The 12,482-nt window shown below is 57.6% G+C and carries 11 protein-coding genes; 3 read left to right on the forward strand and 8 right to left on the reverse strand.

The window, feature by feature from the left end; genetic code table 11:
- Positions 1–120 precede the first annotated feature (120 nt).
- On the reverse strand, positions 121–882 hold the full coding sequence (gene udp / locus WM95_RS24570) for a uridine phosphorylase (RefSeq protein WP_003860792.1): 762 nt from the start codon (positions 880–882) through the stop codon (positions 121–123).
- 255 nt (positions 883–1,137) lie between these two features.
- Between udp and WM95_RS24575 the strand changes: the two genes are divergently transcribed.
- The gene (locus WM95_RS24575; protein WP_023309614.1) at positions 1,138–1,944 is read left to right on the forward strand and encodes a dienelactone hydrolase family protein; all 807 of its coding nucleotides are present in this window, start codon (positions 1,138–1,140) and stop codon (positions 1,942–1,944) included.
- 84 nt (positions 1,945–2,028) lie between these two features.
- Here WM95_RS24575 and metE read toward each other — a convergent pair whose 3' ends face one another.
- Positions 2,029–4,290, reverse strand: a complete 2,262-nt coding sequence (gene metE / locus WM95_RS24580) for a 5-methyltetrahydropteroyltriglutamate--homocysteine S-methyltransferase (protein WP_063408169.1) — start codon at positions 4,288–4,290, stop codon at positions 2,029–2,031.
- 237 nt (positions 4,291–4,527) lie between these two features.
- Between metE and metR the strand changes: the two genes are divergently transcribed.
- Positions 4,528–5,481 (forward strand): HTH-type transcriptional regulator MetR, encoded by a 954-nt coding sequence (metR, locus tag WM95_RS24590; protein ID WP_023309616.1) that lies wholly within the window; start codon positions 4,528–4,530, stop codon positions 5,479–5,481.
- Here the strand turns inward: metR and WM95_RS24595 are convergent.
- The 3 genes from WM95_RS24595 to pldB all read right to left on the reverse strand — a co-directional run bounded on the left by WM95_RS24595 (position 5,369) and on the right by pldB (position 8,175).
- The gene (locus WM95_RS24595; RefSeq protein ID WP_047174401.1) at positions 5,369–6,268 is read right to left on the reverse strand and encodes a carboxylate/amino acid/amine transporter; all 900 of its coding nucleotides are present in this window, start codon (positions 6,266–6,268) and stop codon (positions 5,369–5,371) included. The genes metR and WM95_RS24595 overlap by 113 nt on opposite strands.
- Before the next feature lie 82 nt (positions 6,269–6,350).
- Positions 6,351–7,151, reverse strand: a complete 801-nt coding sequence (gene yigL / locus WM95_RS24600) for a sugar/pyridoxal phosphate phosphatase YigL (protein ID WP_023309618.1) — start codon at positions 7,149–7,151, stop codon at positions 6,351–6,353.
- 31 nt (positions 7,152–7,182) lie between these two features.
- Complete coding sequence (pldB, locus tag WM95_RS24605) at positions 7,183–8,175, reverse strand: lysophospholipase L2 (RefSeq protein WP_023309619.1); 993 nt, start codon at positions 8,173–8,175, stop codon at positions 7,183–7,185.
- A 110-nt stretch (positions 8,176–8,285) separates the two neighbouring features.
- Between pldB and rhtB the strand changes: the two genes are divergently transcribed.
- Positions 8,286–8,906 carry a homoserine/homoserine lactone efflux protein gene (rhtB, locus tag WM95_RS24610; protein WP_063408170.1) on the forward strand — a complete coding sequence of 207 codons (621 nt, stop codon included), beginning with the start codon at positions 8,286–8,288 and terminating at the stop codon, positions 8,904–8,906.
- Here the strand turns inward: rhtB and rhtC are convergent.
- From rhtC to pldA, 3 genes are all read right to left on the reverse strand, one after another.
- Positions 8,903–9,523, reverse strand: a complete 621-nt coding sequence (gene rhtC, locus WM95_RS24615; RefSeq protein ID WP_010426287.1) for a threonine export protein RhtC — start codon at positions 9,521–9,523, stop codon at positions 8,903–8,905. The genes rhtB and rhtC overlap by 4 nt on opposite strands.
- A gap of 61 nt (positions 9,524–9,584) precedes the next feature.
- Positions 9,585–11,414: an ATP-dependent DNA helicase RecQ gene (recQ, locus tag WM95_RS24620; RefSeq protein WP_029741834.1), complete on the reverse strand. Its 1,830-nt coding sequence runs from the start codon at positions 11,412–11,414 to the stop codon at positions 9,585–9,587.
- A gap of 90 nt (positions 11,415–11,504) precedes the next feature.
- Entirely contained in the window at positions 11,505–12,374 is an 870-nt protein-coding gene (gene pldA, locus WM95_RS24625; protein ID WP_045357184.1) for a phospholipase A, read from the reverse strand.
- Positions 12,375–12,482 lie beyond the last annotated feature (108 nt).

The following is a 12,482-nucleotide window of genomic DNA, read 5'->3' on the forward strand; positions in this document are numbered from 1 at the left end:
TATTACCCGCACAAAATAGAATTGTGCTGTATAAACGTCCAGTTTGAAAGGGTTTTCCTGCGAGGCGCTACGCAAAAAATAAAGGCCGAACGCGTCGGCCTTTGATTTCAGAAGAGAGGATTAGATCAGGCGACGCGCGGCTTCCACCACGATTTTCACCGCATGACTTTCGGTCTGCTTCATGGTTTCGGCGTTCGGGATCTCCTGCTGGGTGCGGTTGACGATAACGCCCGCCACCATACCGGCACGCAGACCCTGGCTTGCGCACATGGTCAGCAGCGTTGCGGATTCCATTTCGTAGTTCATCACGCCCATTGACTGCCACTCTTCCATTGAGCCTTTGAAACGGCTTACCACGCGGCCTGAGAAGGTGTCGTAACGTTCCTGACCCGGGTAGAAGGTGTCGGAAGAGGCGGTTACGCCCACGTGAGTGGTTGCGCCTACGGATTTTGCGGCTTCAACCAGCGCGGTGGTGCATTCGAAATCAGCCACTGCCGGGAATTCCATCGGTGCAAAGTGCAGGCTTGCGCCGTCCAGACGAACGGACGCGGTCGTGACCAGCACGTCACCCACGTTGATGTGCGGCTGGATAGCGCCGGTGGTGCCGATACGCAGGAAAGTACGGATGCCCAGCTGTGCCAGCTCTTCAACAGCAATAGACGTAGACGGACCACCGATACCGGTAGAGCACACGATCACCGCTTTGCCATCCAGCTCTGCGCGCCAGGTGGTGAACTCACGATGGGCAGCCAGCTTGACCGGCTTATCCATCAGCGCGGCGATCTTTTCCACACGCTCAGGATCGCCAGGGACGATAGCGAGCGTAGCCCCTTGTAAATCGTTTTTGGTGAGGCCGAGATGAAAAACATCAGACTTAGACATAGGTGACTCCTCTGTGGGTCGGTTAGTCAGAAGAAGTAAAACGGTACTTTACAGAAGCAGTAAGCATATTTTCGTGACATACCTCACCATGAATGAAAATGATTACATTGAATTTCCATAAAAAAGTGATTTACATCACATTAACAAGTTATATCGCCAGGTGCTGCACAAAAGATAGACCGTTTAAGGCACTGTGAGTTGTTAACCTGGTGTCTATATTTACCTTTGCGCTAACTCATTGGTACGGAGAATGCCATGACTGAAAAAACCGGTTTTGCACCTGCTGCGGCCCCACATGCTTCAACCATCGTGTCGACGCCAGAAGCGGCAATTACCGCGGGCGAGACCTCTATTCCCACGCAGGGAGAGAACATGCCTGCTTACCACGCACGACCAAAATCGGCGGACGGCCCGCTGCCCATCGTGATCGTGGTACAGGAAATTTTCGGTGTTCACGAACACATTCGCGATCTCTGCCGCCGGCTGGCGCTGGAAGGGTATTTGGCCGTTGCGCCAGAGCTCTACTTCCGTCAGGGCGATCCGAACGACTACAGCGATATTCCCACGCTGCTCAGCAACCTGGTGAGCAAAGTCCCGGACGCGCAGGTGCTGGCCGATCTCGATCACGTCGCCAGCTGGGCGGCGCGCAACGGCGGCGATCCGCATCGTCTTCTGGTCACCGGTTTCTGCTGGGGCGGACGCATTAGCTGGCTGTATGCCGCGCATAACCCGCAGCTCAAAGCCGCTGTCGCCTGGTACGGCAAACTGGTGGGTGAAAAAACGCTGAATTCACCAAAACATCCCGTCGATATCGCCACCGAGTTAAATGCCCCCGTGTTAGGGCTTTACGGCGGTCAGGACACCGGCATTTCGCTGGATTCGGTAGAGACCATGCGCCATGCGCTCCGCGCGGCAAATGCGAAGGCGGAGATTGTGGTGTACCCGGATGCCGGGCACGCGTTTAATGCCGATTATCGTCCGAGCTATCACGCAGAATCAGCCAAAGATGGCTGGCAGAGAATGCTGGCGTGGTTTAGCCAGTACGGCGGTAAGAAAGCGTAATAAAAAAGCCCGGTGGCGGCTATGCCTTACCGGGCCAACAGGTAGGCCGGGTAAGCGTTGTCGCCACCCGGCAATCCAGCACCGCTACGCCTGACGCAGGTTCTGCGCCGCCTTCACCATGTTCGCCAGCGCCGCGCGCGTCTCCGGCCAGCCGCGGGTTTTCAGTCCGCAGTCCGGGTTCACCCACAGGCGTTCTGACGGAATGCGCTGGGCCGCTTTTTTCAGCAGGGCTTCAATCCACTCCACGCTCGGCACGTTCGGGGAGTGAATGTCGTACACGCCCGGCCCGATTTCATTCGGGTAGTCGAACTCTTCAAACGACTCCAGCAGCTCCATGTCTGAACGCGAGGTCTCGATGGTGATCACGTCGGCGTCCAGCGCGGCAATCGAATCCATGATGTCGTTAAATTCGCAGTAACACATGTGGGTGTGGATCTGGGTGTCATCCTTCGCCACCGCAGCGTTGATGCGGAACGCTTCCACGCCCCACTGCAGGTAGGCATCCCATTCGCTGCGGCGCAGCGGCAGGCCTTCGCGCAGCGCCGGCTCGTCAATCTGGATAATGCCAATGCCTGCCGCTTCCAGATCCGCCACTTCATCACGCAGCGCCAGGGCAATCTGTTTGGCGATGGTTTCACGGGTCACGTCTTCACGCGGGAACGACCAGCAGAGAATGGTCACCGGACCGGTCAGCATCCCTTTTACCGGCTTGTCGGTCAGGGACTGGGCATACTTCGCCCACTCCACGGTGATCGCTTCCGGGCGGCTGACGTCACCGATAACCACCGGCGGCTTGACGCAGCGGGAGCCGTAGCTCTGCACCCAGCCGTTCTGGGTAAAGACGAAGCCGTCCAGGTGCTCGCCGAAGTATTCCACCATGTCGTTACGCTCGGCCTCGCCGTGCACCAGCACGTCCAGCCCCAGGCGTTCCTGCTCGATAATCGCCTGCTTGATGTGTTCCGCGATACCGGTGCGGTAGTGATTCGCATCCAGTTTGCCTTTTTTAAAGTCCAGACGCAGGCCGCGGATCTCCGTCGTTTGCGGGAAAGAGCCGATAGTGGTTGTTGGCCACGCAGGCAGGTTGAAGCGGGCGCGCTGGGCTGCGGCGCGCACCTCATACGGACTCTGACGCTGGCTGTCCCGGGCGGTGATGGCCGCCAGGCGTTTTTCCACCGCCGGGTTGTGCACGCGCGCCGAGTGACGACGCGCCTGGATCGGGGCGCTCCATTCGGTAATCGCCGCCGTTTCGCCGCTGTTCAGCGCGTCGCGCAGCAGCGTTAGCTCTTCACATTTTTGCAGCGCGAAGGCAAACCAGCTTTTTACTTCAGGGTCGAGACGGGTTTCCACGCTCAGATCGATCGGGCTGTGCAGCAGGGAACAAGATGAGGCCACCCACAGCTCACGTTTGTCGACGATGTCTTTGATTTGTGCGTATTTCTCGGTGAGATCGGCGCGCCAGACGTTACGGCCGTTGATCAGCCCGGCAGAGAGCAGCCAGTCCGCTGGCAGGCGCTTGTGCAGTTCCGCGACATCGTCTTTACCGTGTACGAGATCAACGTGCAGGCCTTGAACCGGCAGCGCGGTAATGGTCTTCAGGTTCGGCGTCACGCCTTCAAAATAGGTCGTCAGCAGGAGTTTTACCTGACCGGTGAGCGCGTCATACGCCGGTTTGAAGGCATCGAGCCAATCCTGCGGCAGCTCAAGCACCAGCGCCGGTTCGTCGATTTGCACCCACTGAATGCCGCGTTTGCCCAGCTCACTCAGCACCTGTTTGTAGACCGGCAGAATATCCTTCAGCAGGCTGAGTCGGTCAAACGGCTCGCCCTTTACTTTGCCCAGCCACAGGTACGTTACCGGCCCGAGCAGCACCGGCTTCACCTGGTGGCCCAGCGCCAGCGCTTCATCCACTTCGTCCAGAAGCTGCGTCCAGGCCAGCCTGAACTGCTGGCCTTTGACGAATTCCGGCACCATATAGTGATAGTTGGTGTTAAACCACTTGGTCATTTCCGCCGCTGCCGCTGGCTCCCCCGTTGGCGCGCGGCCACGGCCGATGCGGAACAGAGTATCGATATCTACCGATCCATCTTTGTTCTGATGACGAGCCGGCACGTTGCCAAGCAGCAGGCTGGTCGTCAGAACATGGTCGTACCAGGCGAAATCGCCCACCGGCAGCAGGTCAATGCCCGCCTGTTTTTGCTGATCCCAGTGGCGGGCGCGCAGCTCGCGTCCTACCGCCAGCAGCTCTTCACGGGTGGCATTACCCGCCCAGTAGCTTTCTTGCGCTTTTTTCAGCTCGCGATGCAGGCCGACGCGAGGGAAACCGAGAGTGTGATTGCGGATTGTCATGTTTTTCTTCCTCTAATTAATTGTAAATCCTTTGGATTTTGAATTTAGGGAAGGCGGCAAGTTTGCTCATCCCCGGGAGCTTACATGAGTAAGTGACCGGGGTGAGTAAACGCAGCCAACGCACCATAAATTTAAAAGACGAAGGATTTTAGCCGTCCAGATGTTTACACATCCATAATTGGCAGTTACTGTATATTCCTCAAGCGCAAAATGTTCATGGCGAAGTGAAGGACTTTCATGATCGAGATTAAACACCTGAAAACGCTACAAGCGTTGCGGAACTGCGGTTCGCTCGCGGCGGCTGCGGCCACGCTGCACCAGACCCAGTCTGCCCTTTCTCACCAGTTCAGCGATCTGGAACAACGCCTCGGCTTCCGTCTTTTTGTGCGTAAGAGCCAGCCGCTACGCTTTACGCCGCAGGGTGAAATTCTCCTTCAGCTGGCGAATCAGGTCCTGCCGCAAATCGCGAGCGCGCTGCAGGCGTGTAACGAACCGCAGCAGACCAAACTGCGCATCGCCATTGAGTGCCACAGCTGTATTCAGTGGCTGACCCCCGCGCTTGAGAACTTCCGCCAGAAATGGCCGCAGGTGGAGATGGACTTTAAATCCGGCGTGACGTTCGACCCGCAGCCCTCGCTGCAGCAGGGCGAGCTGGATCTGGTCATGACCTCTGACATCCTGCCGCGCAGCGGCCTGCACTATTCGCCGATGTTTGATTATGAAGTGCGCCTGGTGCTGGCGCCGGACCACCCGCTGGCCGCCAAAACGCGCATCACGCCGGAAGACCTGGCGACAGAAACGCTGCTGATTTATCCGGTCCAGCGCAGCCGCCTGGATATCTGGCGCCACTTCCTGCAGCCGGCAGGCATCAGTCCGCAGCTGAAAAGCGTGGATAACACCCTGCTGCTGATTCAGATGGTGGCGGCCAGAATGGGTATCGCGGCGCTGCCGCACTGGGTGGTGGAGAGTTTTGAACGCCAGGGTCTGGTGCAGACCAAAACCCTGGGTGAAGGACTGTGGAGCCGACTGTACGCCGCCGTGCGCGATGGCGAGCAGCGTCAGCCGATTACGGAGGCGTTTATTCGCTCAGCGCGGAACCACGCGTGCGACCATCTTCCGTTTGTGCGGAGCGCGGAGCGACCCATCGGCGATGGACCCACAGCGAAGCCAGGATCACCGCTCCCCCAATAAGGAAGCTCGGCCAGTGCGGCTGTTGCTGCCAGATGGCGAGGTTGACCAGCAGCCCTGCCGGGACATGCACGTTGTTCATGATCCCCAGCGTACCGGCGTCTACCTGCGTAGCGCCGTAGTTCCACATGAAGTATCCCAACCCTGACGCCACTACGCCCAGCCAGACCAGAACGCCCCACTGCACGGCGGTAGTCGGCAGCTTTTGCGGATTACCGAGCATAAACCACGCCGCCACCGCGACAATCGCGGCGCCCATATAAAACCATGCGAACGCGTTATGCTGCGGCATCGGGCGGGTTTCCATCAGGCGTTTGTAGCCCACCATGCCGATAGCGAAACTGATGTTGGCGAGCTGGACGAACATCAGCCCGGTCCAGAAGTGATCGCTCACTTTGTCGTAGCGAATAATCGCCGCGCCGATCACCGCCAGCGCGGCGCTCAGCAGGTATCCCCAGCGCAGACGGCGTTTACTCAGCAGATCGTATATCAGCGTGATATAGAGCGGCGTCAGCACGGTAAAGAGCAGGAATTCGGAGACGGACAGGTAGACGTAGGCCCGGAAGCTGAACAGGTACATGATGCCGAGCTGCATCGCTCCCACCAGCATATACAGCACTATCGTTTTCAGCGATTGTCCGCGCGTGCGCAGAAACGGCAGGAACACCAGCGCCGCCAGCCCCACGCGCATCAGCACCGAGAAGTAGCTGTCGACCGAACCGGCAAGGTATTCGCCAATCAGGCTAAAGGAGAAGGCCCACAGGATAGTGGTGATAATGAGTAGCGCCACAATGCTTGTCTCTCAGAAAGAAGGACAGGCATTGTAGCGAACTCTTTAGTTGACAACTGAGCAATAAACAACCGAATGAAGATTATTCAAGGAACAGTTTACGCAGATACTTCGGTACCGCGTTGTCAGCGTTAGAACCAATCACTTCCAGCTCAGGGTGCAGATCCTTCAGACGCTGGTGCGCGTTCTGCATGATGCAGCCCTTGCCCGCCATCGAAAGCATCTCGGCGTCGTTCATGCCGTCACCGAAGGCGATACAGTCTTTCAGCCCGAAGCCCAGACGTTTCGCAACCGCTTCCAGCGCGTGACCTTTGGAGACGCCACCCGCCATTACTTCCAGACAGGTCAGGGTTGAGAAGCTCACGTTGACGCGATCGCCCCAGCGGGCGTTGATCGCCTGTTCCAGCGGGAGCAGCTCTTCGTGGCTGTCACAGGTGAAGAACACCTTGCTGATCCCTTCCGGCTCCAGCAGGCCCGGTTCGTAAAGGGAGTAGTTGAATACCGCTTCCTTGAAGAAACGCATTTCATCCGGGCGGTGGCGGTTCATAAACCAGTCGTCGTCGCGGTAAACGTTAGTAACGATAGCCGGGTTGTCATGCACCACGCCGAACAGATCGGCGGCAATATCGCGATCCAGATTGTGGGTAAAGATCAGGTTGCCGTCGGTATCATGCACGCGCGCACCGTTGGAGGTGATCATGTACGATTTGATCTCAAGATTATCGCGGATCTGCCCCACGTCCACGTGGTGGCGGCCGGTGGCGAACACAAAGTTCACGCCACGGGCAGTCAGGAGTTTTAAGGTCTCTTTCGCGTAAGGCGACAGGGTGTGGTCGGGGGAAAGCAGCGTGCCATCTAAATCAGATGCAACAACCTGGTACATAGGGATTTCAACCTCTGGTGGAAAACAAGAATCAATTATGCCTGTTGAAAAATTCAACAATGGCGTTAAGCGCGACTGAGCGCATAGCGTCCTTTTCAAAAAGGATCTCATGGAACGCGCCGTTAATGACCAGCGGTTTACCCCCTTCACAAGGGTGACCGGCTGCAGCGCGCAGTTCACAATAGCGGTCATGCATGCGGTTATCCACCACACGCTCTTCTTCCGCCTGGATCAGAAGCGTCGGCGTGTCATCATCGCCTATGCCCGCCAGCACCTGCTCACCGGCCAGAATCCCCTCCCGCACCCAGTGCCAGGTCGGGCCGCCGACGCGCAAGCGCGGTTCATCGGCATAAAAGCGCAGATTACGGCGATAACGCTGCCGGCTATGGGTTAAGACGTTGATGGCGAACGGCAGCGCGCGCCAGCGTCCTGTGCCAATGGCGTAACCTTCACGAATGCGCTGATGGCCCTCAGCCCAGTCAAGAAGATGGCGCACCATCCAGTCAGGAAAACGGATCACGATACCGTACATCGGCGCGGTGAGCGCAATGGCGTCGCACTCGTGCGCATAACGCTGCAAAAACAGCGTCGAAATGGCGCCGCCCATGGAGTGCGCAAGAATATACCGCTTGCGCCAGGGGCCGGGCTGAACGTCCTGCTGCCAGAACGCGGCAAAATCGTCGACGTAATCGCTGAAGCGATCGACGTGCCCACGGTGCGTGTCCGGCAGCATACGTCCGGACAGCCCCTGTCCACGATGGTCGATGATCAGGACATCGAACCCCATATGGACCAGGTCATAGGCCAGCTCGGCGTATTTAACGTAGCTTTCAATACGCCCGGGGCAGACCACAATCACCCGGTCATTTTTTTCATTTCGGAAACGAACGAAACGCACCGGGATGCCCCCGACGCCCGTAAACTCATCTTCCTCACGCTGCCGCCAGAAATCGGTCAGCGGCCCCATAGAGAAAGCAGCAAAAGCGTTTTCTCGTGTTTCCCAGTCCTTTTTCTGCTGAAACATTGGGTTTCCACTCACGTAATCCAGGGAATATCGTTTTTTTCGTCACCGGTCACAAAATGACTCAATAATAGCGTATTGTGGCATAAAAATAGACGGTTCGGGAGTTTCAAATGACCTTCGAATGGTGGTTCGCCTACCTGCTGACATCCATTATCCTCAGCCTTTCTCCGGGTTCGGGTGCTATTAACACCATGACCACCTCCATCAACCACGGCTACCGCGGTGCAGCGGCGTCGATTGCCGGTTTGCAGACCGGGCTGGGCATTCATATTGTGCTGGTCGGGATCGGTCTGGGGACCCTGTTCTCCCGCTCCGTGCTGGCCTTTGAGGTGCTGAAATGGGCCGGGGCAGCGTATCTGATTTGGCTCGGCATCCAGCAGTGGCGCGCGGCAGGTTCCATCAACCTGAATACGCTGGCTCAGACGCAAAACCGCGGCCATCTGTTTAAGCGCGCGGTGTTCGTCAACCTGACCAACCCGAAGAGCATCGTTTTCCTCGCCGCGCTGTTCCCGCAGTTTATCGTTCCGCATCAGCCCCAGGTGATGCAGTACGTGGTGCTGGGCGCGACCACCATTATCGTCGATATCATCGTGATGATTGGTTACGCGACGCTGGCGCAGCGAATTGCGGCGTGGATTAAAGGGCCTAAGCAGATGAAGGCCCTGAATAAAGTCTTTGGCTCGCTGTTTATGATGGTTGGCGCGCTGCTTGCGTCAGCGCGTCACGCTTAGCGAGAAATGATGAGATGAATGCCAAAGCCGGCGAACAGCGCGCCGGCGAAGCCGTCAATCCACTTCGCGATACGCTGATAGCCGCGGCGCATCGCCGGTAAGGCAAACAGGCTGGCCACGATAGTAAACCAGGCAAAGGTTTCAACGACGATCAGCAGGAAGATTCCCCAGCGTGCGCCCGCGCCGACGCTATCGCCGACAAACAGCGAGAACACCGAGCCGAAATAGATAATGGCTTTCGGGTTCGCCAGATTGGTCAGCAGCCCTTTTACAAAGCTGCGGCCGCCCGTAGCCAGCTCCACCTTTGGCTCTTCCGGTTTTTTCTCTTCTTTCTTCAGCGCCCCGCGCAGCATCTGGTAGCCCATCCAGCACAGATACAGACCGCCGCCGACCATAATGATGTTATGCAGCCAGGCCATCTTCGCCAGGATAAGGTTCAGACCGAGCAGCGCGACCGCCGCCCAGACCATAACGCCCATGGTGATACCGAGCACGCCCATCATCGCCTCTTTGCGGGAGCGGCTGACGGCCGTTTGTGATACGAAGAAAAAGTCCGGGCCGGGGCTCATCAGCGCAACGATGTGCACTAACGCCACGGTGAGAAATAGCATTAACATAATTAGCTCGCGGGGAAATAATTTAGTGAGTCATCATCCTGGCACTTTTTCGCCCGGCTGACTACTCCTCATCATCACCGTCGGCGTGAGAGCGGATGAGCGCCATAAACTCTTTACCGAAGCGCTCCAGCTTGCGTGTTCCCACGCCGTTGACGCTCAGCATCTCGCTGGCGCTGAGCGGCATCTGTTCGGCCATCTCGATCAGCGTCGCGTCGTTGAACACCACGTAAGGCGGAATATTTTCTTCGTCGGCGATGGCTTTACGCAGCTTGCGCAGTTTGGCGAACAGCTTGCGGTCGTAGTTGCCGCCGTAGGATTTCTGCATCACGCGTGGCTTCAGGGCGATGACGCGCGGCACGGCGAGCTTGAGCTCAACGTCACCGCGCAGGACCGGACGCGCCGCCTCGGTCAGCTGCAGGGCGGAGTGCTGGGCAATGTTCTGCGTGGCGAAGCCAAGGTGGATCAGCTGGCGAATAATACTCACCCAGTGTTCGTGGCTCTGCTCCTTGCCAATGCCGTAGACCGGCAGCTTGTCGTGGCCCATATCGCGGATACGCTGGTTATTGGCGCCGCGCAGCACCTCCACCACGTAGCCCATCCCGAAGCGTTGATTCACACGGTAAATGGTCGAGAGCGCCTTACGCGCGTCCATCAGGCCATCGTACTGCTTTGGCGGATCGAGGCAGATATCGCAGTTGCCGCACGGCTCCTGGCGCCCTTCACCAAAGTAGTTGAGCAGCACCAGACGACGGCAGGTTTGCGCTTCGGCAAACGCGCCCATCGCGTTGAGCTTGTGGCGCTCGATATCCTGCAGCTGTCCCTGCGGCTTCTCTTCCAGACAGCGGCGCAGCCACGCCATATCAGCCGGATCGTAAAACAGCATCGCTTCCGCAGGCAGGCCGTCACGCCCGGCGCGGCCGGTTTCCTGATAGTAGGATTCGATATTGCGCGGGATGTCGAAATGCACCACAAAGCGCACGTTCGGCTTGTTGATGCCCATCCCGAACGCAACGGTCGCGACGACGATCTGCAGGTCGTCACGCTGGAATTTCTCCTGCACGTCCGCGCGGATGTGGTTCTCTAACCCGGCGTGATAGGCGGCGGCGCTAAAGCCGCGGTTTTGCAGACGCGCGGCGGTGTCTTCCACCTTCGCACGGCTGTTGCAGTAGATGATGCCGGACTTGCCGCGCTGCTCCTGGACATAGCGCAGGAGCTGATCCAGCGGCTTGAATTTTTCCATCAGCATATAGCGGATGTTTGGGCGGTCGAAGCTGCTGACCTGAATATAGGGGTCGTTCAGCCCGAGCAGGCGAACGATATCCAGCCGCGTGGTGTCATCTGCCGTGGCGGTAAGCGCCATAAACGGCAGCTCGGGGAAGCGCTGACGCAGCTGGCCGAGGGCGGCGTATTCCGGGCGGAAATCGTGTCCCCACTGGGAAATACAGTGCGCTTCATCCACCGCCAGAAGCACCGGGTTCCAGTGCGCCAGGTGATCGAGGAAGTTATCCAGCATCAGGCGTTCCGGGGCGATATACAGCAGGCGGATCTGTCCGGTGCGACAACCGGCCATCACCTCTTGCTGCTGCTCCCGGGTTTGCGTGGAGTTAAGACAGGCTGCCGCCACGCCGTTGGCGAGCAGCTGGTCAACCTGGTCTTTCATAAGAGAAATGAGAGGGGATACCACGACCGTCAGGCCGTTAAGCACCAGCGCGGGCACCTGATAACAGAGGGACTTGCCGCCACCGGTCGGCATTACCACCAGGCAATCACGACCTTCCAGCACCGTTTCAATGATGGTTTCCTGGCCAGGGCGGAACTGCTGGTAGCCAAAGGTTTCATGCAAAACCTGTTTAGCCAGCGACTCCTGATTCAATACTTCCGCCTGCGCCACGTTAACCCCATATGCCAGAAATGAAACAGGCGCTATTTTCAGCGCCTGAGAGAGAAACTTCAACGTTTAACGCAAAAACATTCGAACAGCCTAGAGAATATCGTTCAGCATCACGCCCACGCCGACGCGGGTCTGGTTGAAGTTGTAATCGATAAGCGACTCGCCGTAACCGCTGTACACCTGAGTATAGATGCGGACATGCTTCGTCATGGGATAGCTTAAGCCCACTTCCGCACCGCCGTAGCCGGTGTTCCAGTTGTACTGGCCTTTGGCGCTGAGCACGGCATCACCTAACTGATAGCCGACTTTAAGCTGGTAGTAGCCCATATATTTGGTGATGTCCGGGTTGTCATCCGTGCTGCCGACCACATACCACGGCTTCACTTCCACCATCCAGTTACCGTTCTGCGCCATCAGGCGCGTATAGGCACGGTTCCAGCTACGGGATGTCGGGTCAGAGCGACCGTTGGAATCATGGTTAAAGCCCACTTCGACGTCACGCAGCGTCCAGCCCGCAAACTCATAATCCGTTGCAAAACCGAGGAACAGCTGCGGCTCATAGTTGGTTTCACGGAACGGTGAGGACTCTCCGCTGTTAGAGAGCTGCCACCAGGATTTCTGAGTGTAAGACGCCCCGAGCACCGAGTTTGGCCCCAGAATACCGCGCCAGAACGGGAACGCGAGGCTGAGCTGGAACTTCACCTCATCTTTACGCGCATTATCAGACCAGTTATAGGAGCTTATCGCCTCTTTGTTGAGATCGCTGGTCTGGGTATAAATCACATAGTTGGTGTCATACGGATAGAGCGTGAACGGATTGTCATGCTCCTGAAGAAGGTTCGCGATAATGCTACCGTGAACGGCAGGTTTATCATGCACCTCTTTAATCGTCGCTTCCTGCGCATATGCTGTGAGGGGCAGCGCAACCGCCGCCAGTAACCAGGCCAGATACGTCCGCATCGGTGGTGTTCTCCTGCAAAAGAGTAAAATTAGCTGAATAGTTATGTGGCGAACATTCTACAGACTTCTGCGACAACTGCTGCATCCTCGTTTCTGAAAGTGGAATTC

Origin of the sequence: Enterobacter cloacae complex sp. ECNIH7 (assembly GCF_002208095.1) — a bacterium.
Classification (GTDB): Bacteria; Pseudomonadota; Gammaproteobacteria; order Enterobacterales; family Enterobacteriaceae; genus Enterobacter; species Enterobacter cloacae_M.

What these genes read in the sequence shown, in the direction of transcription:
- udp (WP_003860792.1), bottom strand. Translation starts at nt 882, where the DNA reads ATGTCTAAGTCTGATGTTTTTCATCTCGGCCTCACCAAAAACGATTTA.
- WM95_RS24575 (WP_023309614.1), top strand. Translation starts at nt 1,138, where the DNA reads ATGACTGAAAAAACCGGTTTTGCACCTGCTGCGGCCCCACATGCTTCA.
- metE (WP_063408169.1), bottom strand. Translation starts at nt 4,290, where the DNA reads ATGACAATCCGCAATCACACTCTCGGTTTCCCTCGCGTCGGCCTGCAT.
- metR (WP_023309616.1), top strand. Translation starts at nt 4,528, where the DNA reads ATGATCGAGATTAAACACCTGAAAACGCTACAAGCGTTGCGGAACTGC.
- yigL (WP_023309618.1), bottom strand. Translation starts at nt 7,151, where the DNA reads ATGTACCAGGTTGTTGCATCTGATTTAGATGGCACGCTGCTTTCCCCC.
- pldB (WP_023309619.1), bottom strand. Translation starts at nt 8,175, where the DNA reads ATGTTTCAGCAGAAAAAGGACTGGGAAACACGAGAAAACGCTTTTGCT.
- rhtB (WP_063408170.1), top strand. Translation starts at nt 8,286, where the DNA reads ATGACCTTCGAATGGTGGTTCGCCTACCTGCTGACATCCATTATCCTC.
- rhtC (WP_010426287.1), bottom strand. Translation starts at nt 9,523, where the DNA reads ATGTTAATGCTATTTCTCACCGTGGCGTTAGTGCACATCGTTGCGCTG.
- pldA (WP_045357184.1), bottom strand. Translation starts at nt 12,374, where the DNA reads ATGCGGACGTATCTGGCCTGGTTACTGGCGGCGGTTGCGCTGCCCCTC.